The sequence below is a fragment of the Bartonella sp. AP21QHHD genome, from assembly GCF_042196205.1.
Taxonomy (GTDB): Bacteria; Pseudomonadota; Alphaproteobacteria; order Rhizobiales; family Rhizobiaceae; genus Bartonella.
Genome location: NZ_JBHIPT010000110.1, coordinates 1 through 26135 on the forward strand (window position 1 = coordinate 1; position 26135 = coordinate 26135).

Here is a 26135-nt window from a genome sequence, read left to right on the forward strand (position 1 = left end):
AACCTTTTGATTCATAGTTTCATCCAAATACCCATGGCACCAACTCGCATAGCCTGTATTTTTAGCCTCAAGCCGATTATCTGGATTATAAATAAGACGTGAAGCCATTGTATGGGGGTCCCCAGAGCCATTATTCCATCCGAAAAAAATCGTATCAAAACCACGCGCATAAAATTTTGAAAACAACTGCGTACCTACAAAACGTTCAATTTTAAAACGTACTCCAACTTTTTTTGCATTGTCTTGGAGAGACTGAGCAATAGGCAAAGCAAAAGGATAAGGAGAGGCACCGGCAAAAATACTGGCCTCAAAACCATCCGGATAACCGGCTTCCGTTAAAAGTTGCTTTGCTTTTTGGAGATCAAGTTTAAAGGGTTGTCCCTCTTTTTCATCCAAAGCTCCAAGGTTACCAAGAGGAATAAAACTTGCACGTGGAATACCAACATCTTTGAGAAGAGTCTTACCGAGTCCTTCATAGTCAATAAGATAGCGCATCGCCAAACGCACTTTTTCATTGGCAAAAATTGGATTTGTCGCATTAAATCCCCATATGATCATGGAGGGCGCCAAAACTTTTTCAACTTTAATATCCGTTGTTGCTTGGAGATCTGCCAAATCCTCTGGCATCAGATTACGTGCAACATCGATATCGTGTTTTTCCAATAATAAACGTTGCGTTCCAGGCTCCGCGACATGGCGAATTAAAATCTTCTTCAATTTAGGCACCTCCCCCCAATAATTGGAGCTTGCACGCAACAAAATTCCTTCTCCAGGGCGCCAACTCTCTAGCTGATAAGGACCAACACAAGCAGAATGACTGGCCAAATATCGGTTTCCCATATCGCCATCTTGTTCGTTTTTCATGAGTGTCTCACGATCAAGCAAGGCAGTAGTGCGATTAGTGGAAATATTGCTAAGAATGAGCTCTGCTGGATAAGGTTTATCAAATTTCATCACCACCGTTTTGTCATCCGGTGCTTGAAAAGCCTCATCAACGTTTTGTTCTGTAATCCCATATTCATTAAATGTTGCTGCATTAGACAATTTCAATTGAACAACCCGCTTCATACCCCAAACAAGATCATTGGCATTCGCAGGACGACCATCATAAAACTTTAAACCATCACGCAAGTGAAAAGTAATCACCGTACTCTGATCATCACTTGAAACATCCCAGCTCTTCGCTAACGAGGGAACCATTTTAGCCGCATCATCTGTAGCAGAAACGACTAAATTATCACAAATATTGTTAACCACTTCAATTCCATAACGGTCATTGAGTTGTGCAGGGTCAAATGTATTTATTGGATCGAGATTCCAAGCCATCACAAGCGTATCGGCGGGTGTTTTTGCTGAAACTTGTTGCACAAACATCCCCATTGCAAGAACAGCAGAAACAAAAGAACTGCCCTTTTTCAATATTTTTCTTTTCACGTTCATAGAATTTTCCTTTTAACGTTTATTGTATAAATTCTCCATGCAGCAAAACGTGCTTAATTTAAGTTTAGACGAACGATAGGCTCCTAAAGACCAAACTTTAAAATCTTCAAGAACAAGCACCTCTTGCCAATGACTCCTCTTGTCTACACTTATAAGCCAAACTAAAACATACAAAGGAAAACACTCTAATATACAATGAATGCTCACCAACAACAGAGCTTAATCACGATATCATAACGCCTACTATTGAAGACTATAAAACCTGTATTTTTTCTATCTTGTTAAGCAAGCTTGTCTCGTATTTCTTCCGGCGTTTTCTATACCATCAAAGCACTACCCCTTTTAGCTCAAGTACCTTAATAACAACGAGCCTTCATAACAATTTGACGATTTGATAAAACAGAAAAATTCGTTAGTTTGCCAAATGCAACGACTTTTATTCCTTCTTCAAAAGAAAATTTAATTTTTTCATCACTCCCCGTAAAATAACTCCCTCCAAATAACATCTCATCATCTTTCAAAGCAAAAGAAAATATAAACACCATAAAAAACTGATATCCCTTGTGTACCCCCATAACAAAACTTTCCTTCAACATCGCAAAACCTTTGCACCTTTAGCACCACTAAATTCGGCGATATTTGTTACACTTCGTTTCTTTATGTTATACTCAGTTTTTTAACAAATAAATTGACCACTTTCTAATTCAGAAAAATTGAAATATCGATCTTAACATCCACTTAAATACACCTCTAATGAGAATGAAAAATATCTTTAAACGAATGTCTTGAAAAGACATTCAACAATATATCACACATTACCTATGATCTTCGGCGCATTGCAAAGCTTAAAATTTATACAATACGCCGAATATATCATGACGATGCCCTTTATCTATTGAACAGCATTGAAGACACTCTTATTTTTCAATTTTACTATAAAAAATATGTGGCGCACTATTCCAAACCCACTTTTTGATATCAGGCGTCATCGCGATAACAGTATATTTCTGAAAGATAAACGCATAAGGTCCTTTTTGCATCAATTCACGTTGTAAATCAGCATAGAGTTGTGCCCGTTTTTGCGGATCTTTTTGAAACAATGCATCCTGAACCTTTTGATTCATCGTTTCATCCAAATACCCATATTGCCAACTAGGATAGGCGGTATTTTTTGCCTCAAGCCGATTATCTGGATTATAAACAAGACGTGAAGCCATAGTATGAGGATCCGCAGAATCATTATTCCATCCGACAAAAATCGTATCAAAAGCCCGTGCATAAAGTTTAGAAAACAACTGTGTACCGGCCATCCGTTCAATTTTAAGACGCACCCCCGCCTTTGCGGCACTATCTTGGAGTGACTGAGCAAGCAACACCCTATAAGGAGCATTTGATACGAGAAAATTTGCCTCAAACCCATTCGGATAACCAGCTTCTGCTAAAAGCTGCTTAGCTTTTGCAATATCAAGTTTAAAGGGTTGCCCTTCTTTTTCATCTAAAGCCCCAAAGTTGCCAAGAGGAATAAAACTGGCCCGTGGAACACCAACACCTTTGAGAAGCTTCTTGCCAAGACCTTCATAATCTATGAGATAACGCATCGCCAAACGTACTTTTTCCTTAGCAAAAATAGGATTTGTCATGTTAAATCCCCAGTACATCATAGATGGTTCTAACACTTCTTCGATTTTAACATCTGTTGTTTTTTGCAGATCTGCAAGATCTTCAGGGGTCAAATCACGAGCAACATCAATATCATGTTTTTGCAACAACAAACGTTGTGTTCCGGGCTCTGCAACATGGCGAATTAAAATCTGCTTCAGTTTAGGCGCTTGTCCCCAATAGTGAGAGCTTGCACGCAACAAAAGAGCTTCTCCAGAGCGCCAACTTTTTAACTGATAAGGACCAACACAAGCAGCATGACTTTTCAAATACTGATTTCCAAAATCGCCATCTTTTTCATGCTTCATAATTGTCTGACGATCAAGCAAAGCTGTTGCCGGACTTGCAACAATATTATTAAGAATGAGCTCTGCTGGATAAGGCTTATCAAATTTCATCACCACTGTTTTCTTATCTGGGGCTTGCAAAGCATCATCAACATTTTGCTCTGCAATTCCATATTCATTAAAAATTGCCGCATTACCCATCTTCAATTTGACAATCCGCTTCATACTCCAAAGAAGATCATTGGCATTGGCTGATCGACCATCATTAAACTTCAAACCATCACGTAAATGAAAAGTAATCACTGTACTGTGATCATCACCTGAAACATCCCAATGTGTTGCTAAAGCGGGAACCATTTTAGCAGGATCATTTGTCGCAGTACTGACCAAATTATCACAAACATTGCGAACAATTTCACTTCCATAAACATCATTAAGTTGTGCGGGATCAAACGTACTGATTGCATCAAGATTCCAAGCCATCACAAGGGTATCAGCGGGTGTTTTTGCTGAAACTTGTTGTGCAACCATCGCCAAAGCTATAAAAGCAGAAACAAGAGAGCTGCTATTTTGTAATATTTTTTTCTTCAAGTTCATAGACTTTTCCTTTTAAAGTTTACTATATAAATTTCCCACACAACAAGCACATGCTTAATAATAAGGTTAGATGATCCATAAGCGCCTCAAACAAAGTATTATTAAAACCTTCAAACAACACCACTTACCAACCACGGACTTCTACCCATGGCTATAAGCCAAGACAAACCAAAACATGCAACAACAAACACTCTGACATACAATGAATGCTCCCCCATAACAGAGCCTATTCATGATGTCATAACGCCTACGATTGAAGACTATAAAACCACTACTTTCTCTCTTTTGTCGGGTAAGCTTGTCTCTTCTTTCCTCTCGCCTTTTTATGCCATCAAAAGACTCTTCTTTGTTAGCTTAAGCGCCTTAATAACAAAGAGCTCTACTAACAATTTGACATTTTAACAAAACAGGAAAATTCACCCATCAACCGACATGACCTCCTCCCCCTACAAGAGGAATTTTGAATTTTTCCATAATCCTCTGCCAAATAACAGCTTGTAAATTATATTTTATTTCTAAATAAAAGGAGCATGGGCTCCCCCTGATATTCCTTTACGCACCCATACATAACAAAACTTTTTTCCACATCGTATTTTTAATATCTTTGCTCCTTTAACAACACTCAATTCATTGCTTACATTTTTTCAGAAAAAAGATCTTTTCAATGCACTAAGGTTGAAATATCTAAATATAATACCTATATAAGCACACCCTTATTAGAATAGATAGTCTTTTTTTAAGTAAACTGTCTTGAAATATTATTTCTATACACGATAATAATAAGTTCGTTACAAAATCTTCAATATACTACAACTCTCACTCTGATGTGAAACATCGAAACGTTATAAAATTTCTCTACAAATTCTCGAGACGAAAGGATATCCCTTCATTTAACAAAAGAAGCGCCATGAAAATATCGCAAAAAATGCAATAAAACATGTGTATATTTCAAAAACCAGCACCGTTAACCAGACTAAGGTGATAAACTCAAAAAAGTAAGAAAAAATAAAAAAATGTTTTTCCTTTATGATAATAACATCGCTGTACTATGATAATACAATAAAAAACACGATCTTCGAAAGTATCTTAGAATGAAGCGAAAAAAAAAATTATTAAATTCTTTTCATGCGTTTCTTGGAGAAAAATTAAGCCGCGTTAGTCTAAAATTGCTTATTCTTTCATTCTTCATTGGCATCGTAATGAATTTTTTGGGATGGACACCTCGAAACCTCATACAAAAAATAGTAGATTTTTTTCAATCACTATGGGAAGCAGGATTTATAACGCTTACAAATTTCTTCCATATAACTATGACAGGAGCTATTGTTGTTGTGCCTATTTTTCTTATCTTACGAATTTTTCATAAAAAATAAAAGCCTTAACATTTTCCTTGCGTTAATCTTTTCGAAAAATCAAACGACATAAAAATCCTGTAGTAATAGCAATAATCACTGCAACAATACCGTATAAAAAACGATACTTGTGCGCTGCATAAAAAATTGTATAGGTGATATGTGCTTTAACAATTTCAAGAGTCGTTGTTGCACTATCAATAAACTGTCCATCACGAAAAAGATAAGCACGAACTTTATAATGTCCAACCGGGATATTTGCTGGCAAACGAAAATGCGCTGTGAAAAGTGTGTCAGAACCAAAACGAACCCCACCCACTTCCTCATAATAAAGGCTTTTAGCTTTTTGCAATTTTATAAGTTCATCGCGAAAGGTTTGTATTTTTTTCTGATCTTGTTCATCCGTCTGCAATGGCAAATAGAGTAATCCTAACCCTAAGCGTTTATAATCTTCAATGCTCGTAATATCGTCAATTTCACGTGTTGTGACCATAGAGTAAAAAAGAGGAACCTTTTTAAAAATAAGAGAATCTGTATTGACCCATACACCGGCATTGCGTTTTTTTTCTCGCATCACCATTGTCCGATCTTGTCCCTCTAAGCTTACAACAATATCATAACGGTTCTGTCGAGAATATAACGGATCAATATTTTCTAAAACACCAGCAATATAAAGATCACGACCAGCAAAATTTGCATCCACAGTAATCGTATTCGTTGTTACAATAATTTGGACAGTTTCGTGGTCAACTTGATCAATGAATGTAGCTGGCGTCCCAACATGTGACCATGTAGAAAAAGAAATAAAACAAAAGCAACCTGTAATGATGTATAAAGAAAATAATCTACCCATTTTTATCTCATAAGAATATCCAGAGAGAAAAGATTATCAGGGCGTATAAATAATTGAAAAGCAAGACGCATACACACAATCAACACTAAAAATGCAAGTGCCATACGCAATTGTTCAGCCTTTAACTTCCGTCCAACCCGTGTTCCATATTGCGCACCAATACTTCCTCCAAGCATTAACAAAAAAGCCAAGACAATATCAACGGACTGATTAGTCATACTTTGCAAAACTGTCGTGAAAGAAGACACAAATGTAATCTGAAAAAGTGAAGTCCCAATCACCACACTGGTTGGAACACGCAGAAGATAAATCAATGCTGGTATCATAAAGAACCCCCCACCAATTCCCATAATAGAAGACAACAACCCCACAATGAGACCAATCCCTAAAACTGGAATAATGCTAACATATATCATAGATGTCCGAAAACGCATTTTTAAGGGTAAGCGATGAATCCAATTATGTCGACCAGCAAGACGAATATTGGCTTTTCCTGCCTTACGCTTGCGCATCATATCATACCAACTTTCAACGATCATCAAGCTTCCTACACTTCCAAGAAGAATCACATAAAGAAGCGAAATCATTAAGTCTAATTGACCTAACTTTTTCAAAACAGAGAAAACCTGAATCCCGATTAAAGAACCAATCCCTCCTCCAATCGCCAAAAGAATACCAAGTTTAATATCGAGCGTACGTCTTCTAAAATGTGTAATTGCTCCTGTTACAGATGAAGCAATCATCTGGTTAGCACCTGTTCCAACAGCAATAGCAGGAGGAATATTATAAAAAATCAATAACGGCGTGATAAGAAACCCACCACCGATTCCAAAAAGTCCTGAAAAAAAACCAGCAACGACTCCCATACCAATCAAGATCAGCATATTGAGTGACATTTCAGCAATTGGTAAATAAATACTCACTTACAGAACCTTCAAGATAATTTGAGGTTTTTTTACAATTAGAGAATCCTTCTCCAATTATCCTCTTTTCCAATAATCTCTGTTGCGTGTTTAAAAGGATAATTTTAGTTGCTATAGCTTCCGCACAAACACGAATGCGCAATACATTTCACATCTATTAACATCAACATCATAAAAATTAAAAAAAACGAGCTCCTTTTAAAAAGCTATAAAAACATAACGTTATCGCTACCACAAATGCAACGGTTAAAAAACAAAGAACACCTTTTTTTAGCAAATAAGATAAAAACGACACATGTTCCCGAGACTGCGTCCTTAAAGAAGAAAAATCATTCTCAATGCAATGATTAGATGCCTGAGCACCCATCATCCCTTTTTCTTCTATCATAGCATGCTCCACTACCCCCTCAACCTTTTTAAAAGAAGATTTCAGAGCATCACTGGGCAAAGGGCTTCTATTTTCTTGCTGCACCGTATTTTCAACATTTGTTTGGAGTGAAATTATGCTGTTTTCTTTCGAAAAATTTTGCACCTTTTGAAGTAATAAGCGTTCTTGATTTCCCTCACATTCCATGTGAGCAAGTTTTTGTACAACAGAATCAGGTGATTTTGAACGAGACACCCGTCGTGTTACCGCTGCTTCTTCTAAGCTTTTTTTTTCACTCTGCAAACTTTGAACAATTGTTTTAATCTGCTCTAAAGACTGGAAAAGCTTTTTTTCTCTTTGACGACGTATATAATGTTCAGCCAAAATGGCCCGACTAATATCATCTAAGTAAGATTTAAAATGCTCTTCTACCGAATTCTGCTGCATTAAAGAACGAGGCGAATGCTTCATTTGCATTTGCGCATAAACGGTGCGTAATTTTTGAGCAATATCCGACATCGTTACTTCTACAGAAGTATCCATTCTCTCTTTCTGTTCAACAAAAGAAAAGACTTTATCGTTCCTAACCTGTTTGGTCGCCTGGTCGATCGTATGACCCTTCGTATTCACAAACGCCTACCCCTCATTAACCTTTTTGAAAAGAATCGCAACAAATGATGAGAAAGTGTGCTCTATTTTAGTAAATAGAGCTTTAAGAACTTCCAAAAACTTTTTGTTAGAAATATTTTCCCCAATCTTTATCTAAAATATTTGAAAGAAAGATCTTTAATTTTTCTGTCTTCAAGATTTGAAGAGCAAAATCATTCCCCCATTTTTATCTTTTTCACTTAATTTTTCATTGCATAAAGGACCTATTGCACCATCATAAACAAAGCATAAGAAACTAAAAAAGAATATTCTCACAAGACAGTTTGATTTTTTTACTTTTTATTCAAGCAAATAAGGCAATTATGGCAATGCAAAAATATGAAGATTGAAAATGACGACGAGAAAGTACAAGTAAACATAAAAAAGCTTATACGAAAGAGAACACAAGTTATAAATTGAGACTTCATTCTAAACAATTTGGTTTCTTATGAGTATTGCTATAAACTTGTAACATACAAACAAAGAGGATCATTATGAAGATAATTGTCGCTGTCAAACGTGTTGTTGATTATAACATCAAGATACGCGTCAAACCGGATAGTACAGGCGTTGATCTGTCTCACGTAAAAATGTCTATGAATCCTTTTGATGAGATAGCCGTGGAGGAGGCCATTCGCCAAAAAGAATCCGGTAAAATTTCAGAAGTTCTTCTTGTTTCAATTGGCCCAGAAGCAGCTCAAGAAACTCTACGAACAGGACTTGCAATGGGAGCTGATCGCGCACTTCTTGTCACAACGGATCAAACACTTGAACCCTTAGCAATTGCTAAGATTCTCAAAACCATTGTTGATGAAGAAAAACCCGACATGGTCTTTTTAGGAAAACAAGCAATTGATGACGATAGCAACCAAACAGGACAAATGCTCGCTGCTCTTCTTGGGTGGGGACAAGCAACTTTTGCCTCACATCTTAACATAGAAAATGGGCATGCTACAGTTACTCGTGAAGTTGATAATGGAACACAAACCCTTTGTCTTCCCCTTCCCATGGTTATGACCGCCGATCTACGGCTCAATGAACCGCGTTACACCTCTCTCCCCAATATCATGAAAGCAAAAAAGAAAATCATTGAACAAAAATCTCTTACTGATCTTGGCGTCGATACGAAAGCACGCTTAATAATTTTAAGCGTTGAAGAGCCAAAACCCCGTCAATCCGGTATAAAAGTGGCAAATGTAGTAGAACTTGTCAGAGCCTTAAAACAGAAGAACTGCATTTAATATTCTCACCACTAGAGTAAAAGCAACACTCACATAAAAGGGCAAAAACTTATGGCAATTCTTTTATTGGCCGATCATAATACAGAAGAAACAGCAAAAGCACTCACCGCTGCACGCGTACTCAGTAATGATATCGATATTCTGATTTGCGGAGAAAAAATTCAAACGATAGCGGAAAATAGTGCTAAACTTAATGGTGTGCGGCAAGTTCTTATTGCAAAAGCAGACTATTTAGCCCATCAACTTGCCGAGCCTATGTCAGATACAATTCTCATGTTAGCAAAGGATTATGATGTGATCATGGCAGCATCCAGCAGTACTGGGAAAAATGTGATGCCGCGCGTAGCAGCTCTTCTTGATCTTATGCAAATTTCAGATATTACCGCCATTCTTTCACCCAATACCTTCAAACGACCAATTTATGCAGGCAATGCATTTGAAACTGTACGCACCAATGATTATAAAAAGATTATAACAGTTCGCACCGCTTCTTTCACCCCAACGCCTTCCCAAAATAATTCTGCTCCCATTAAAACAATAACACCAGCTCCCAATCCAAATCTTTCTTCTTTCGTAAAAGCAGAGACAAACAAAAGTGATCGTCCTGAGCTCACCTCAGCACGTGTTATTATATCAGGCGGGCGTGGTCTTGGTTCTCAAGAGAAATTTATGGCCCTGCTTCTTCCTCTTGCAAACAAATTAAATGCTGCTTTAGGTGCCAGCCGCGCAGCAGTGGATGCAGGCTATGCTCCCAATGATTGGCAAATTGGACAAACAGGAAAAGTCGTTGCCCCTGAACTCTATATCGCCGTTGGCATTTCCGGTGCAATCCAGCATGTAGCCGGTATAATGGATGCACAAATTATTGTTGCCATTAATAAAGATGAAGAAGCTCCCATCATGCAAATTGCCGATTACACCCTTGTAGGTGATCTCCACCAAATTATTCCAGAATTGGAGAAAGCTTTATAAGCCATGAAAGCACCTCTGCATGACCAACGTGAAAGTATGGAGTTTGACATAGTCATTGTCGGAGCAGGACCTGCAGGGCTTTCTGCCGCAATTCGTTTTAAACAAATTAATCCTGAGCTTTCTGTCACAATTGTTGAAAAAGGAACCGAAGTTGGTGCACATATTCTCTCTGGCGCAGTTGTTGACCCCATTGGTATCGACACACTCTTACCAGAATGGCGAAATGATAACGACCATCCCTTCACAACCCCTGTCACACAAGACCAATTTTTTTTTCTAAAGCCTCAAAAGTCCACAGTATTTCCCAATATTTTGCACCCTAAAATCTTATCAAATAACGGATGTTATATCGTTTCGCTTGGGAGCGTCTGCCGCTGGCTAAGCAAAAAAGCTGAAGCGTTGGGTGTTGAAATCTATCCTGGTTTTGCAGCAACAGAACCCATCATCCAAAAAGATAACGGAGCTATCATTGGTGTTCTCACCGGTGATATGGGGCTTAACAAAGATGGAACCCCTGGAAAAAATTATATGCCTGGGATGGCTTTATTAGCAAAATATACTCTGATTGCGGAAGGAGCACGCGGCTCAATTGCAAAACAACTGATACAACATTTTAATCTTAGCAAAAATCGAGAACCACAAAAATTTGGTCTTGGTCTCAAGGAGCTCTGGGAAATTGCCCCCAACAAACACCAACGCGGTTTAGTACAACATTTCACTGGTTGGCCCCTAGACAATAAAACCGGTGGCGGTGGCTTTATTTATCACCAAGAAAACAATATCATTTCTGTCGGTTTTGTTGTGCACTTAGATTACAAAAATCCTTATCTTTCTCCCTTTGAAGAATTTCAACGTTTTAAAACACATCCAAAACTCTATAAAATCTTTAAAGGCGCAAAACGTCTTTCCTATGGTGCACGTGTTATCAGCGAAGGAGGTTGGCAATCTGTACCAAAACTCACCTTTCCTGGTGGGGCGCTTATTGGCTGCTCTGCTGGATTTGTCAATGTTCCTCGTATCAAAGGATCACACAATGCCATCTTATCTGGCATATTAGCTGCCGATAAAATGGCTACCGCTCTTGCACAAGGGCGTGCCCATGATGAGGTTAAAGAAATCGAAGAACAGTGGCGAAAAGGGCTCATTGGCAAAGATCTTTATAAAGTGCGAAATGCCAAACCGCTCTGGGCAAAATATGGGACAAAATATGGAATTAAACTTGCTGGTTTTGATATGTGGTGGCAACAACTGTTCGGATTTTCCTTATTTAAAACACTCTCCCACGGAAAGGAAGATTATGCATGCCTTGAACCAGCAGAAAAATTTCAACCCATTTCTTACCCAAAACCAGATGGCGTTGTAACCTTTGATCGCCTTTCAAGTGTTGCCCTTTCCAATACGCATCATGAAGAAAATCAACCTTGTCATTTAAAAATAGCCTCATTAAAAAAGCAAAAGGACTCCGAATATGCAATCTATGGAGGACCCTCTACACGCTATTGTCCCGCCGCTGTCTACGAGTGGCTAGAGGATAATGATCATCTGACTTATATGATCAACGCTTCAAATTGTATACATTGTAAAACGTGTGACATCAAAGACCCAAACCAAAATATCACTTGGATCTGTCCGCAAGGCAATGAGGGCCCCTTCTATCCCAATATGTAATTTTCCAATGTATAATCATTGTTCATTCTCCTAAAATTGAAATATACAAAACGCAATGGATAAAAATATTTCCCTCAGATCAGAAATCTATCAATTATCTTCCTGCATACGTTCTTTCACAATGTAAAAAGAACTCTATTCTCATATAAAATACTCTCCCTACCGCATGACTTTTTTCAATAGAAAAACATAACATATTTTTATCAAAATTTTTTTATTTAAATGACAAAACAATAATGAATATATTCATGACAATTCTGCGATAAAGGAACAGCCGCGGTTCTCGAAAACCTGAAGGAAAGTAAGCCTGTTCTACTTTACCCCCTCTCCCATATGATCCAAAATGCTTTTAGCCCTCTCATAAGAAACATCAATCGTTTTAACTAGCCAAGAGCAAAACCTACGGAGGTACAATTCAAGTTTATTTTTTCTCCTACACTTGTCAAGTAATGCTCACTCAAGAAAAACCACGAATGAATGTAGAAAAAACATTGTGAGATAAAGAGATAAAGAGCATGCTTGTTCAAGCCCTTTATAATGTTTCTACTGATAATGACACGAAAAAATCTTTAATCTCACATTAACCCTTTATTTTTGCATCAAGGATAATCGCCTTGCATCTAACCTTTACCAATATACTGTAATGAATGTGTACAAATACCGTAAGAATAAGCAGATGCCAAGCCATGGAGACTATCGCTATTAGCAAAACACCTGATAAAAAACAAAATAGCTTTCATGACCACTCTATGACGCGTTTTATAGAGTTGTTTTTTTATAAAGCTTGTGCTTTCGCTATTGCTTGTAAATCAACATCCAAATTGAACACAAGTGGTATATTTAAAAGAAAGATTAAGGTGAATGAAAGCTCTGCACGCCGTTCCAGCTCTTGTAGCTAGAGCAAAAATATTGCATATTCTATTTGAGTAATCTCTGAAACTAAAATACAGCTTCATTTAGCAAGAATATGAAATCTGAAAGGAAAAAAACTATTTTTCTCTTTACTATCATCTGTCCATTCGGTTTTAAAACTTTCAAAAGCATCACAATATCCTCTAAAAAGAAGAGATAACGTATTGTCCCCGCTTTTATTACTTACGTTTTTTTATGGGATCATATCCTTCAGAAAAAATAAGGTATCCAAAATTAAAGCAAACTTGTGTTGTTCAATCATGGGCTTATTTTTAAGAATAGCTCTCAACACATATCAAACAATTATTTCGCGACACTATCCGAAAAAGGTATAACGCACTCCTGTGAACGAACAGTTCCACATTTACGAAATAAAAAGCACAAGCTAATAGCATCATTTTCTCTGCGATCCCCAATGATGCGATAATCTTTGCTTTGAGAAGGTTTCAAGATGCACGAAAATGATTTTGATTAATTGACTATAAGAAGAACTAAGATAATTTTACGATATTTAAAGCTCCTAATCAATAAGCAAAATAATAAATTCTCCATTATAAATCAAATCTTTAAGATAAAATTTAGCCTTAAACTTTTCTAAGGTACTCATTATACTGTATACTGTTAAAGCTGTAGAGAATATGAAAAAATAAAGTATTTTTCTGATAAGAGCTTATATTTGATTAATAACAATACAGTCAGCTGCCAGTTAACTGTATGTGTTTCAAAAGGAGTTATTTACATTTGCTCAGAAAAATATTTTGGATATCAATAGAATATTTGAAAAATCGGCGTTATGGAAATAATCTAAAAAGCTTAGCTTTTAAAAGAGCACAAACAAGCATGAGATGATAACATGCGCAAAATTGTTTTTTGGTTCTCGAAGGAAAAACTTTATAGAAAATCATGGGGCTGATAGAATATTGGTTACATTTGGAATTTGTTTTACTGGAAAAAATAACGCGGATCAAAATAGATAATAATGTTAAATTAAGACGTTAAATATGAAATTATCTTATTGTAGTGTAATCGATTATTCGAGTAAGGTAAGCCTTTGTAATGATAAAAAATGTGCTGGTAAAAAATGAGCCAAAATGGCTTATGAGTATGGATAAAAATCTTGTGGTGAGGAGAGTTTAATGAAAAGAAAAGAGCATGTGTGAAAAAGCATATTTTATAGGTGCGCATGCTTATTCTGCACCCGTTATAGAATCAGGGCTTTATCTTGTGGCAACACCTATCGGAAATCTTGCAGATATTACGCTTCGTGCTTTGCAAGTACTTGCAGGAATTGATATTTTAGCGTGTGAGGATACGCGAGTAACACGTGTTTTGTTGGAACGTTACGGTATTCAAAAAAAACCTTTTCTCTATCATGAATATAATGCGCAAAAAGCGGGTCCGAAGCTCTTAGCGGCTTTAGCAGAAAACAAAACAGTAGCACTTGTTTCAGATGCCGGAACACCACTTATTTCTGATCCTGGATTTCGATTGGTGGAAGAGTCCCGTAAAGCTGGTCATAAAATTATTCCTATTCCTGGAGCATCCGCTCTTTTAGCCGCTCTTATACCGACAGGGCTTCCTACTGATAGCTTTTTTTTTGCAGGTTTTTTGAGTGCACGAAAGCTACAGCGCCGAAAACGGTTGGAACAATTAAAAGAGATTCCAGCAACTTTGATTTTTTATGAATCACCGCATCGTCTTGTTGAAACTTTACAGGATATGGTCACTCTTTTTTCGGCTGATCGACCTGCTGCCATTTGTCGTGAATTAACAAAAAAGTTTGAAACAGTAGATGTTTCCAATTTGGGAAATTTGTTAGAAAATTACAGAAAACAAGCACATATTCGTGGGGAAATTGTTGTCCTTGTTGGAGAATCATCTTCTTCTTTAAATGTGATAAGTGATCAAGAAATTGATGAAATGCTATTAGAACGCGCACGGACACATTCTGCTGCTCAAGCGGCAGCTTTTGTTGCAAAAAAAACTGGTTTTAAAAAGCAGGAACTTTTTCAGCGATTAATCTTTTTAAAAAATGCGTAAAATGATACAAAAAAAACGCAGACAAAAGTCTTTTTATCGAGGGGTTCGTGCAGAAAAATTGGCAGCTTGGTGGCTACGTTGCAAAGGGTTTCACATTGCCGAAAGGCGTTTTAAAACAAAATGTGGAGAAATTGATTTAATTGCACGACGCGGAAATCTTGTGTTAATCGTTGAAGTTAAAGCACGTTCAACGTTGGCTGAAGCAATGGAAGCGGTTTCCCGAATGAATGAAAAGCGAATTAAGGCAGCTGCCGATATTTGGCTCGCACGGCAAAAAGATTATGCCCTTTTGTCTGTACGCTTTGATTTAATTGCAATTTTACCTTGGCGTTGGCCACAGCATATCCCTGCATTTTTTACATCTAATCAATAAACGGCACCCCCCGTTTTAACCATATTCAATAAAAAACATTTCGTTTTTATGTGCATATGCGTTAAAAAGTGTGTAATAATTAAGCGCTATAAGGAGCGAAATATGGATGATTATGAAAAGTTTGCAACAGGTTTGCTCATTGTTTTTGGAGCGCTAATTATTGGTGGCTTAATGGCAATGCATATTGTGCTTATGAATAAACCGGGGTTTTTATTTGCATTAGCCGCAGCTGTTGTTGGTTGGTTTTCTGCTTTTGCCGTTCTCTTTGACAAGCCTAAAATCTATTTGGGCTTGATTATTTTTGCTATGTTATGTGTTGCTTCTTCAATTAGCGTTTATGTTAGTTAAAACACCTGAAATGTTGATTGAAATTCCTTTTAAAAGATGAAACTGAGAAATAGATAATGAGACTTGGCTTTTTGGGAACGGGTACAATCAGTGCTTCAATGGTGAATGGCTTAATGAAAAGCAACTTTGATGTTTCTTCCATTATTGTTTCGCCTCGCAATGCACAAACAGCAAAGCGCCTTTCACGCACTTATGATAAAGTTATGATTGCTGAAAATAACCAAGCGTTGCTCGATGTTAGTGATTGTGTTTTTCTTTGCTTGCCCAACCAAATTGCAGAAGACGTTTTGTGCTCTCTTCGTTTTCGTCCAGAACAGCTGGTTATTTCCGTACTTGCTATGGCAAAAGCAGCAGAAATAGAAAAGTGGATTAATCATAAAGTTTATCGTGCTGTTCCATTACCTTTTGTTGCAGAATGCAAAAATTTGACACCAATCTATCCCAATCATCCCTTTTTACGCACTTTATTTGATGCATTGGGGGGCACATTGGTGCTGGATAAGGAAGAGCAGTTTAATCTTTTTATGACAGCTGGTTCACTTATGGGAGTATATTTTAATTTTATAGAAACTGCCCATCAATGGTTTATAACACAAGGGTTAAAAAAACAGCAATCAGCAGAATTCCTTACCATGATGTTTGGAAATCTTACAGATGAAATGCGTAAAACTATAGCAACGGATCGTTCTGTATCTCTCGATTTTGCACTGCTTGAAAAAGAGTTTTCAACAAAGGGTGGAACAAATGAATTTTTGTCAAATTACTTTTCTCATCAAGGAGGAAGGAATGCTTTAACAACAGCTCTTGAGGCTACTTTGCAAAAAATGAATGCTTCTAAAAAGAAATGTTGAGATTTATATCAAGAAAACTCGTATCAAAAAATGATTTTTAAAATATTTTTTACAACCTTTTACAATTTTTCTAAAATATTTTTATTTTCGGTCTTCTTCTTTTTGCCTCAAGTCCAATATTTTTTTCTACCTCATGGCTCTATCTCTTCTAATTTGGGTCCCCTTCAGGTTACCCAAACGTATGAATAATTTTTTGTTTATTTAACCTATATACTCCACTCACACATTAAAACTTCCCCTTACAAAGAAGCAACTATTTTTACGTCTTCCATAATTGTGTTTTAATAAACTCTCTTATAACATCCCCCCATTCAAAAGAGTTGATTTTTTATTTGATCAACAATTTTACGATATAGTTTAGCATGCTCTTCACTAGGCTTAGCAACAAAAATAGGGATTCCTTCATCTGAAGAAAATCGTAAAGCTGCATCAAGCGGTATTTCCGCTAAGAAAGGGACTTCTCGACGTTCCGCTTCTGCCCGTGCACCACCATAGCCAAAAATATCATAGCGTTTTCCCGTATCAGGAGCGATAAAATAACTCATATTCTCAATGAGTCCTAAAATAGGAACATTAACTTTCATGAACATTTCTATTGCTTTACGTGCATCCACTAAAGCAAGATCTTGGGGCGTAGAGACAACCAACGCACCTGTTAATTGTACCTGTTGGGCAAGCGTTAATTGTGCATCCCCTGTACCGGGCGGCATATCAACGACTAAAACGTCCAGAGGCCCCCATACAACATCTCGTAACAATTGCGTTACAGCTGCCATAACCATAGGACCACGCCATACTACCGGCTTTTCTTCCTCAACCAAAAATCCCATCGACATCAATTTAAGTCCAAATTTTTCAAGAGGTTGAATCTTTTTTTCTCCAATAAGCTGTGGTTTTTGATTAACAAGTCCTGTCAAACGTGGCAACGAAGGACCATAAATATCAGCATCCATCACCCCCGTCTTGAAACCAGAATCTTGTAAAGCTAAGGCGATATTTATTGCCATCGTAGATTTTCCGACCCCTCCTTTTCCAGAAGCAACAGCAATCACATGCCGCACACCTTCTATGGGCATTTTGATCGGTAAGAGATTTGCTCTTCGACTAGGTGCTGTCTTTGTTATTTTTTCTGCTGTAAGTGTAACAACAGCAGATTTCACTCCCTCCAAAGCACATACCACCTTTTCAGCAGAACGACGCAATGATTCCCATTTTTGCACACCTCCATCAGGAACTGTAATGGAAAAGAAAACCTTACCATCAGCAATCAATATTTCTGAAAGAAGACCCAACGACACAATATCGCTTTCAAGATCTGGTCCTTTGATTGTACGTAATACGTTGCGGACAGCCTCACTTGTGATAAGATCCATGTTCTTTCCTCTCTATAAAAATACCAGCAAATATAAGCATAAGAACGAAAAATACTTACAAGGTTCATCACCTGATAATTTTCTACTTTACTCAGCATTATAAAGTATACATCTCTTATCTCTTTAAAAATATGAAACCATCCTTAAAATAAAGAAGCTCAAACATAAAATCTGCTATAAAATCCTATCAATCACGTTTGTGCTACAACCACTTTAATGAATATTCTGATAAAAATTTTGTAAAAACAAAAACTGAAAAAAACTCTTAATCTTAAAGGATATTTTAAATTGAGCATACAGTAATCAGTTACACCTTCTTTAATTATTTAAGGCCCTAGCCATTTATGTTCTGTAGATTCAATCGTTATTTTCTAACACTCCTACAGTATTGTAAAAAGCGTTACAGATAGTTATAAGGTGTTTTGTATTCTTTCAAGAGAGAGAAAAACAATCTAAGATTGACTTTTTTTATATTTTTCCTTATGGGTTAACAGCCATATGATAGGATAAAATTGTTTATCTCGCGCATAACTACTCATAAAACGAAGATTAAGAAGGGCCGCACTCCGCGGTATTTAAATAAATGAAACGTACTTACCAACCCTCTAAACTTGTCCGTAAACGCCGCCATGGGTTTCGTGCACGCATGGCCACAGCTGGAGGACGTAAAATTATTGCTGCAAGACGTGCTCGTGGACGTAAGCGGCTTTCTGCTTAACCATTTAAATTTTCACAACCGTTGAGGATTGCTCATCGTTTCTTCGTTGTGAAACTTTTATTATGAACCTACAATGTCTGCTTGCAGGCATTTAATGAAATTGCGAAATATTCTTTTATGAAGAAAAAACATCCCTGCCGTATTCGCAAAAGAGCAGACTTTTTGGCTGTCCGTACAGGAGAAAAACGACGTGGTCCTTTATTTTTGCTCGAAGTTAAATCTCGTGAACAAACAACAGAAAGAAAAGATTCTCTTTTTGCACGTGTAGGCTTCACTGTTACCCGTAAAAACGGTAATGCTGTGAAACGTAATCGTATTAAAAGGCGCTTGCGTGAGGCCGTGAGAGTTGGTGTAACAAACCACATGGAAGCAGGAACAGACTATGTCATTGTAGCGTACCGTGATGTGTTACATGCACCTTTTACATCCTTGATTAGTGAATTAAATCGGCGAATAAAACCAAAAATAAAACATCAGCAACAACAACAAGGGTGTACGGATGGAATATAATCGCAATTTCTTTATCGCTATTGGCTTATCTTTCGTGGTGCTCATCGCATGGCAATTTCTTCATGTTGCTCCCAAACAAGCAAAGTTACAAAAACAACAAGTCATCGCACAGCAATTGTCAAAACAACAATCAGCCCTTTCTACTACCACGACAGATTTTTCTGACGATACCTCAACGTATCAAGCTACATCTATCATCGAACAGCCCATGACACCTGAAATCCGGAAAGCTGTATTGGCCAAAACAGAGCGTATTGCGATCCAAACCAATGAACTGGAAGGCTCTATTAATCTTGTTGGTGCACAATTTGATGATCTTCACCTCAAAAAATATCGTTTAACAGTCGATAAAAAATCACCGGAAATCGATTTGCTAAACCCTAAAGGTTTCAAAACGACCTACCTTGCTGAATTTGGTTTTGCAAGTGCGTCTTTGCCAGCAAAAGCCTTGCCACAATCGGATACAAAATGGCAAGTAGAGGGAAACAATACAATCCTGACTCCTTCAACACCTATCACTTTAATTTATAATAATGGACAGGGACAAATCTTCCGACGGACCCTTTCTGTTGATGATCATTTCATGTTTACCATTGAGGATTCTATCAGCAATGAAAGTGATCAACCAATACATCTCTCGTCCTATGCCCGCGTTGCACGTGCTGCACCACCAGAACATACAAATGCAACCTATTTACTTCATGAAGGTATGATAGGTATTGCTGGAGATTCGCTCAAAACTGAAAAATATAAAACCTTAGCAGAGCTTGACCCAAATCCTGATAATGGGCAAAAGAGCGTGACTTTTTCCAAAGTAACAGGAGGTTGGATTGGTATTACCGATAAATATTGGGCTGTAGCAGTTATTCCCCCGCAAAATAAAGAATATACAAGCCGTTTTATTTATTTTGATCGTTTGCAAACACATTATCAGTCTGACTTGCTAGGGTCGCTTTTAACGATTGCCCCAAATGAAACAAAAACTGTTACAAATCGTCTTTTTGCTGGTGCAAAACAAGTTGAAATTATTAATAGTTATCAAAATGACCTAAAAATCAAAAAGTTTGCTCTTTTAATTGATTGGGGCTGGTTTGATTTCATCACCAAACCAATGTTTTCCCTCATTGATATTCTTTATAAACAAACAGGGAATTTTGGTATCGCCATCCTTCTTGTCACAGTGCTCTTAAAAACTCTTCTTTTCCCTCTAGCCAATAAATCTTATAAATCTATGGCACGCATGAAGCTTTTACAACCGCGGTTGCTAGAAATAAAAGAAAAGTATCCCGATGACCAAACCAAACAACAAAAGGCAATAATAGAACTATATAAAACCGAAAAAATAAATCCCCTTGCAGGCTGTTGGCCGATGTTGGTTCAATTCCCAATATTCTTTGCTCTTTATAAAGTTCTCTATATCACCATTGAAATGCGCCATGCCCCTTTCTTTGGCTGGATTAAAGATTTAGCGGCACCCGATCCAACTTCTCTTTTTAACTTGTTTGGTCTCTTGCCATATACAACGCCAACATTTCTTATGATTGGTGCATGGCCTTTGATTATGGGAATAACGATGTTTTTACAAATGCGTATGAATCCCGCTCCTCAAGACCAAACCCAAGCGATGATATTCACATGGATGCCTGTTGTCTTTACTTTTATGCTCGCCTCTTTCCCTGTTGGTCTCGTCATCTATTGGGCATGGAACAATATATTATCAATCATTCAGCAAGGTATCATGATGAAGCGCCAAGGAGTTAAAATTGAGCTTTTTGATAATCTGAAAGCCATCTGGAGAAGATCACCCAAAAAAGAAGTGCATGAATGACAAGAGATTCTTCCCTTTCTGGAATTTTTTCTCGCAATTGGATTTTTATTCGTGGTGTACCAGCAATACGCTTTCTCCCCCCCGAAGGACCACCAGAAATTGCATTTGCAGGACGTTCCAATGTTGGAAAATCATCTTTAATCAACGCACTCGTCCAAAAAAAAAGCTTAGCACGTACCTCAAATACACCAGGACGGACTCAAGAGCTTAATTATTTTATCCCCGATGGATTCAGTGGGCAACTAGGAGACCTTCCCCCTCTAGCATTAGTAGATATGCCTGGTTATGGTTTTGCTGCTGCTCCTAAAAATCTTGTTGATGCGTGGACAAATTTGATTTTTAGCTATTTACGGGGGCGCACAACGTTAAAACGTGTATATATCTTAATTGATTCGCGGCACGGAATCAAAAATAATGATGAAGATGTTCTTGCTCTCCTTGATAAAGCAGCTGTTTCTTATCACATTGTTTTGACAAAAAGCGATAAAATCAAATCAAATGCCTTGGAAAAATTAATTATGAGCACACAAACAAAGCTTCTTAAACGCCCAGCAGCTTATCCTGAGCTTCTTGTAACCTCTTCAGAAAAAGCTATCGGTTTAGAAGAATTACGTGCTGCCATTTTGCAAACCATCGCATAAGAGAACAATTCCTAGTCATTAACAATTTATTAATTATAATTACTAGCAGCTACTAATGATCTTGTACTTCTAGTCAAGCATCTTTATAAAAATGATTACTTGAAAGAATTCTCTTCAACTCTATTTGATAGTGTAAATTATGCTGACACTTTTTCACTCTCCCCTATCCTCTGCCTCGCGCTTCATACGCCTCATTCTTGGGGAATATGGTGTAACCACTCAACTGATTGAAGAATATGAATGGGCAAGAAGACACGAATTTCTAGCCCTCAATCCCGCTGGTCATGTTCCTGTTTTTCTCGATGAACACGAGGTTCCATTATCAGGTCCTCTTGTTATCTGCGAATATTTAGACGAAACACATGGAAGTTTACGACAAGAAAATAAGCTCTTTCCAGAAAATCCTTTAGATCGTGCGGAAGTACGCCGTCTCAATGACTGGTTCTTAAATAAATTCGAAAATGAAGCAACGCGCCATATCGTACGAGAACGAATCCATAAACGTGAAATGCCACTTGCCATCGGCGGTGGTGCTCCTAATTCACAAATTTTACGCAATGCACGTGCCAATATTTTACCACATATGAACTATCTCAATTGGCTCTGTGCCTCTCGCGATAGCTTAGTCGGTTCTGCCTTATCCTATGCAGATCTAGCAGCAGCAGCTTCTATTTCTGTACTTGACTTTCTAGGGGAAATTGACTGGGAACAATCTCCTGCTGCCAAAGACTGGTATATGAGAATTAAATCACGCCCTTCTTTTCGTTCTCTTTTAACAGATCGCGTCCGCGGAATTGTTGCAAGTGCTCACTATGCAGATCTTGATTTCTAGCCTTCTCTCACAAACAAAAATAAAAGTGATATTTTATCTAAAGGATATTTATAGTTTTATGAATTTTTATGCATGCGTATAAACAATATAATAATACATTGATTTATGATCGTATTAAACAGAGAATAAAACCCATTATAATTGAATCACAAAAATCACTTTCTTATCGTATCACAAAAAAAGATTAGCACAGGAATAAAAAATATTTAAGAAAGCATTTTAACGACTCTCTTTAAATACAAGAGCTGTAGCATCATTAGAAGCTAGGCAAATAAAATAACAATACTTAACGCATGTTATCCTCAAGTCTCCCCAATATATGAAAAAACGCATTGCATAACATATATACTATTTGCTCTATAATAAAAAAATCCTCATCATGCGTTTTTACAACATAACAATTTTTTTAACTGACTTTCCTAAAAGATGAAGAATCCGACCAACTCTCGTGTGAAAACAATCCAACTTCTTGTTAGCCCCTTGTTTTTATCCCCTTTTACGTGATTTTATTTATGGATAACATATTGATATACAATAATAAATAATCGTTTTTTTACCTTAATCATCAATTCCAAATACCTTTTTCTCATTACCTTCATCACATTTAAAACAATCAAAATCGCTTTCTTATGCGTCACAAATGGAATTGGTAAATGAAAGAATATTAAAGAAAAGAATGAAAATGCCTAAGTGCCAAGAATTATTAAAACATTAAAGGCTACAAAACGTATGATAATGCTAATTTTCTCTATTTATGAAGCATAAAGATAGTGGCGCAGAATAGATGTTATATTATTCATGGATACTCTCTCGTGATACCACTCACGAGCACTATCATAAAATAAGTTTAGAAGAATTGATAAATATTTCTTTAAGAAAAGCGCATGAATTGACAACATAGGTGTATTTTGTTTGGGAGATCTTGTTTTGCATGAAGAACGCTCCCCCCTTAAAGAACGAAAGAAACAAAAGCGTAAAGTAATACACAATCTCCTTTAGGTGTCATAAGCAAACCTTACTTAGGAATATTCATCACACACTCAACGAAAAACATCTCTATTTAAATTTGTAGATCTTATATCACTTGCTCTAAACAACAGTATTTTACAGCACAACAAGATAAATTAAAGCAGGAAAAAAATTTTTCTATAAAGAAAAAGAACCATTGGAAAGAAGGCAAGAATTTGCCTATACTGCACAGTAAAGTATTATAAGGAGATAAAAATGCGCCTTACAGTTGTTGGTGCAAATGGAAGAATGGGACGTGAACTCATTACAACAATCCAGCAGAGGAGAGATGTAGAACTTTGTGCTGTTCTTGTACGCAAAGGCTCACCGTTTGTAGGAAAAGATGCCAGTGCCTTAATTGGTTCAGATTCTCTTGGGATTGGTATCACTGACGATCCCGAAAATGCCTTTTCTAATACAGAAGGTATTTTAGATTTTTCACAACCAGAAGCCAGTATTCTTTATGCTAACTACGCTGCTCAAAAAAGCCTTGTCCATATTATTGGCACCACAGGATTTAGCAAAACAGAAGAAGAAAAAATTGCAGATTTTGCGAAATATACAACAATTGTCAAATCCGGAAATATGAGCCTTGGAATAAATCTTTTAGCCAACCTTGTAAAGAAAGCCGCTAAAGCATTAGAAGCCGATGATTTTGATATCGAAGTTTATGAAATGCATCACGCTAACAAAGTTGACGCCCCTTCTGGAACAGCCCTTCTTCTTGGCCAAGCAGCAGCTGAAGGGCGCAATGTTATGCTTAAAAATGTGCGTGTCAACGAACGCAATGGTCATATAGGTAAACGCAAAAAAGGCACCATTGGCTTTTCCTGTTCACGTGGTGGGACAGTTGTTGGAGAACACAGTGTCATTTTTGCCGGCTCCAATGAGCGCATTGTTCTTTCACATACAGCGCAAGAACGCTCTATCTTTGCCAATGGCGCATTAAAAGCAGCTTTATGGGCACAAAATCATGAAAGCGGTCTTTATTCAATGTTCGATGTTTTGGGATTGAACAATGAATTTTAAACAATCAATAGAATAGAGGCAATTCATAATGGGACGCATACTTACACTAATTCGTCATGGACAAAGTGAATGGAATCTCAAAAACCTTTTTACCGGTTGGAAAGATCCTGATTTAACAGAAAAAGGTCATGCCGAAGCGATAGCAGCAGGAAAAAAACTGAAAGAATATGGTTTGAAGTTTGATATCGCTTATACATCAGCCTTACAGCGTGCTCAAAAAACCGCTCAGCACATTTTAGAGCAAATGGGACAATCAGATTTAGAAGTGATAAAAAATCCCGCATTAAATGAACGTAATTATGGTGATCTTTCTGGTTTAAATAAAGATGAAGTACGCCAACAATGGGGGCAAGAGCAAGTGCAAATGTGGCGCCGCTCCTATACGATTGCGCCGCCGAATGGAGAAAGCCTACGCGACACCGGTGCGCGCATCTGGCCTTATTATCTTTACCATATCCAGCCTTATATTTTGCGCTCTCAAACTGTTTTGATCGCAGCACATGGAAATTCTCTTCGTGCTCTTATTATGGCGCTTGAAGGTCTCTCCGGTGAGGAAATTATATCTCAAGAATTAGCGACCGGCATTCCTATTATTTACACATTTAATCCGGATTCAACAATTTTATCAAAGACAGTCCTCACACCTTAAACTTCTAAAATCATGATCTCTCTCAAAAGTTCAATGCTATCGTTTTAAGCTGAAAAAATAAATTCTATAATTTTATTGACAGAGTTGCTTCATGCGCTTAGATGAATTTTATAAGCCCAGATGGCGGAATTGGTAGACGCGCAGGTTTCAGGTACCTGTGCCGTAAGGCGTGGAGGTTCGAGTCCTCTTTTGGGCACCATACTCTTTTTTATCCAAAATAATTTATTGATTTTCCATATATTTTTTACAGTGAGGGACGCGTAAATAAAAGTGAGGGAATAGGATTTTGCAACACGTCTCTCTAATTATTACGAATCAAGAGTTCTTTTCGGGGTGGTTTTTTAGCAAAACCAGAGGTCCAAAGGGTCTCTAATTCTAAAAAGTCAAAATCCTTAAAGATCTCTCGAACCGCATCACAATCATTCAGACTCAAGACAAATTTGCCTTGTATGCTTTTGAGAACTTTTGCCATACTCACAAAATCATCTTCAACAAAATTCCCAGAGCTGTAACACTTCTTCTTCACAAGATAAGGCGGGTCTAGGTAAAATAAACTGTCGGGTGCATCAAATAGCTCGATAACCCGTTCCCACGACAAATTTAAGATCGTCGTATCAAGAAGCTTCTGTCTAACACGTCNACTAAAAGAGACATAATCTTTTTTCCCATACATCACACAACGTTGGAGAAACAAAAAACGGGCGGCTCTTTCAACTTTGGAAAGGCTTTCTGGTTCAATCGCCGCAAGTTCAAAAAACAACTGTCTTGAACAAACAAACCACTCCAATCGTTTAGCTAAATCATCAAAGTCATTTTGAACGCATTGAAACAGATTCGTGATCTCTCCATTCAAATCATTAATGACAGAATATTTTGCTGGTTTTTTATTTAGGAAAATAACACCAGAGCCTAAAAACGGTTCAACATAGGTTTCGTGGTCAATATTATTTAAAATCGGTATAATTTTCTTACGCAGATAGTGTTTACCACCCATCCACGCAAACAATGTTTGTGTA

Annotated in this window: 23 protein-coding genes and 1 tRNA gene; 16 read left to right on the plus strand and 8 right to left on the minus strand. The window is 37.3% G+C overall.

Features of this window, described 5'->3' with window-relative positions; all coding sequences use genetic code 11:
• From ACFIMC_RS07485 to ACFIMC_RS07495, 3 genes are all read right to left on the minus strand, one after another.
• Positions 1–1440, minus strand: a 1440-nt coding sequence (locus tag ACFIMC_RS07485) for an ABC transporter substrate-binding protein (RefSeq protein WP_375680773.1), incomplete at its 3' end; no start/stop codon positions are given.
• Between the two features lie 356 nt (positions 1441–1796).
• A complete protein-coding gene (locus tag ACFIMC_RS07490) occupies positions 1797–2015 on the minus strand; it encodes a hypothetical protein (RefSeq protein ID WP_375672059.1) in 219 nt (72 codons plus the stop codon).
• 342 nt (positions 2016–2357) lie between these two features.
• A complete protein-coding gene (locus tag ACFIMC_RS07495; RefSeq protein ID WP_375651310.1) occupies positions 2358–3983 on the minus strand; it encodes an ABC transporter substrate-binding protein in 1626 nt (541 codons plus the stop codon).
• 1091 nt (positions 3984–5074) lie between these two features.
• Between ACFIMC_RS07495 and ACFIMC_RS07500 the strand changes: the two genes are divergently transcribed.
• The gene (locus ACFIMC_RS07500) at positions 5075–5356 is read left to right on the plus strand and encodes a DUF6460 domain-containing protein (protein ID WP_375613505.1); all 282 of its coding nucleotides are present in this window, start codon (positions 5075–5077) and stop codon (positions 5354–5356) included.
• A 22-nt stretch (positions 5357–5378) separates the two neighbouring features.
• On the opposite strand, the gene ACFIMC_RS07505 is transcribed toward ACFIMC_RS07500, so the two are convergent.
• From ACFIMC_RS07505 to ACFIMC_RS07515, 3 genes are all read right to left on the minus strand, one after another.
• A complete protein-coding gene (locus tag ACFIMC_RS07505; protein ID WP_375613504.1) occupies positions 5379–6188 on the minus strand; it encodes a TIGR02186 family protein in 810 nt (269 codons plus the stop codon).
• Between the two features lie 2 nt (positions 6189–6190).
• Positions 6191–7111: a sulfite exporter TauE/SafE family protein gene (locus tag ACFIMC_RS07510; protein ID WP_375613503.1), complete on the minus strand. Its 921-nt coding sequence runs from the start codon at positions 7109–7111 to the stop codon at positions 6191–6193.
• 178 nt (positions 7112–7289) lie between these two features.
• Entirely contained in the window at positions 7290–8108 is an 819-nt protein-coding gene (locus tag ACFIMC_RS07515) for a hypothetical protein (protein WP_375613502.1), read from the minus strand.
• A gap of 512 nt (positions 8109–8620) precedes the next feature.
• Between ACFIMC_RS07515 and ACFIMC_RS07520 the strand changes: the two genes are divergently transcribed.
• From ACFIMC_RS07520 to ACFIMC_RS07550, 7 genes are all read left to right on the plus strand, one after another.
• The gene (locus ACFIMC_RS07520; protein WP_375628246.1) at positions 8621–9367 is read left to right on the plus strand and encodes an electron transfer flavoprotein subunit beta/FixA family protein; all 747 of its coding nucleotides are present in this window, start codon (positions 8621–8623) and stop codon (positions 9365–9367) included.
• A 51-nt stretch (positions 9368–9418) separates the two neighbouring features.
• On the plus strand, positions 9419–10339 hold the full coding sequence (locus ACFIMC_RS07525; protein WP_375628248.1) for an electron transfer flavoprotein subunit alpha/FixB family protein: 921 nt from the start codon (positions 9419–9421) through the stop codon (positions 10337–10339).
• A 3-nt stretch (positions 10340–10342) separates the two neighbouring features.
• On the plus strand, positions 10343–12007 hold the full coding sequence (locus tag ACFIMC_RS07530) for a 4Fe-4S dicluster domain-containing protein (protein WP_375672061.1): 1665 nt from the start codon (positions 10343–10345) through the stop codon (positions 12005–12007).
• Between the two features lie 2064 nt (positions 12008–14071).
• Positions 14072–14959 carry a 16S rRNA (cytidine(1402)-2'-O)-methyltransferase gene (gene rsmI / locus ACFIMC_RS07535; RefSeq protein WP_375633239.1) on the plus strand — a complete coding sequence of 296 codons (888 nt, stop codon included), beginning with the start codon at positions 14072–14074 and terminating at the stop codon, positions 14957–14959.
• 4 nt (positions 14960–14963) lie between these two features.
• On the plus strand, positions 14964–15332 hold the full coding sequence (locus ACFIMC_RS07540) for a YraN family protein (RefSeq protein WP_375633258.1): 369 nt from the start codon (positions 14964–14966) through the stop codon (positions 15330–15332).
• A gap of 102 nt (positions 15333–15434) precedes the next feature.
• Entirely contained in the window at positions 15435–15680 is a 246-nt protein-coding gene (locus ACFIMC_RS07545) for a hypothetical protein (RefSeq protein WP_330168884.1), read from the plus strand.
• A 56-nt stretch (positions 15681–15736) separates the two neighbouring features.
• Positions 15737–16531 (plus strand): pyrroline-5-carboxylate reductase, encoded by a 795-nt coding sequence (locus tag ACFIMC_RS07550; RefSeq protein ID WP_375634920.1) that lies wholly within the window; start codon positions 15737–15739, stop codon positions 16529–16531.
• Between the two features lie 311 nt (positions 16532–16842).
• Here ACFIMC_RS07550 and ACFIMC_RS07555 read toward each other — a convergent pair whose 3' ends face one another.
• Positions 16843–17904, minus strand: coding sequence for an Mrp/NBP35 family ATP-binding protein (locus tag ACFIMC_RS07555; protein ID WP_375613496.1), 1062 nt, complete (start codon positions 17902–17904; stop codon positions 16843–16845).
• Positions 17905–18487: 583 nt separating this feature from the next.
• On the opposite strand from ACFIMC_RS07555, the gene rpmH reads away from it, so the two are divergent.
• The 8 genes from rpmH to ACFIMC_RS07595 all read left to right on the plus strand — a co-directional run bounded on the left by rpmH (position 18488) and on the right by ACFIMC_RS07595 (position 25318).
• Positions 18488–18622: a 50S ribosomal protein L34 gene (gene rpmH / locus ACFIMC_RS07560; RefSeq protein WP_375612258.1), complete on the plus strand. Its 135-nt coding sequence runs from the start codon at positions 18488–18490 to the stop codon at positions 18620–18622.
• A gap of 117 nt (positions 18623–18739) precedes the next feature.
• Positions 18740–19132 (plus strand): ribonuclease P protein component, encoded by a 393-nt coding sequence (gene rnpA, locus ACFIMC_RS07565; protein ID WP_375612257.1) that lies wholly within the window; start codon positions 18740–18742, stop codon positions 19130–19132.
• Positions 19122–20960 (plus strand): membrane protein insertase YidC, encoded by a 1839-nt coding sequence (gene yidC / locus ACFIMC_RS07570; RefSeq protein WP_375613495.1) that lies wholly within the window; start codon positions 19122–19124, stop codon positions 20958–20960. Before rnpA ends, yidC begins: the two co-directional genes overlap by 11 nt.
• Positions 20957–21601: a ribosome biogenesis GTP-binding protein YihA/YsxC gene (yihA, locus tag ACFIMC_RS07575; protein ID WP_375613494.1), complete on the plus strand. Its 645-nt coding sequence runs from the start codon at positions 20957–20959 to the stop codon at positions 21599–21601. Before yidC ends, yihA begins: the two co-directional genes overlap by 4 nt.
• Before the next feature lie 139 nt (positions 21602–21740).
• Positions 21741–22433 (plus strand): glutathione S-transferase family protein, encoded by a 693-nt coding sequence (locus ACFIMC_RS07580; protein ID WP_375612254.1) that lies wholly within the window; start codon positions 21741–21743, stop codon positions 22431–22433.
• Between the two features lie 1224 nt (positions 22434–23657).
• Positions 23658–24470 (plus strand): 4-hydroxy-tetrahydrodipicolinate reductase, encoded by an 813-nt coding sequence (gene dapB / locus ACFIMC_RS07585; protein ID WP_375613493.1) that lies wholly within the window; start codon positions 23658–23660, stop codon positions 24468–24470.
• 28 nt (positions 24471–24498) lie between these two features.
• Entirely contained in the window at positions 24499–25119 is a 621-nt protein-coding gene (locus ACFIMC_RS07590) for a 2,3-bisphosphoglycerate-dependent phosphoglycerate mutase (protein ID WP_375668552.1), read from the plus strand.
• Between the two features lie 114 nt (positions 25120–25233).
• Positions 25234–25318, plus strand: a tRNA-Leu gene (locus tag ACFIMC_RS07595).
• A gap of 102 nt (positions 25319–25420) precedes the next feature.
• Here ACFIMC_RS07595 and ACFIMC_RS07600 read toward each other — a convergent pair.
• The coding region (locus ACFIMC_RS07600; protein ID WP_375685729.1) for a DNA adenine methylase at positions 25421–26135 on the minus strand (715 nt) is incomplete at its 5' end.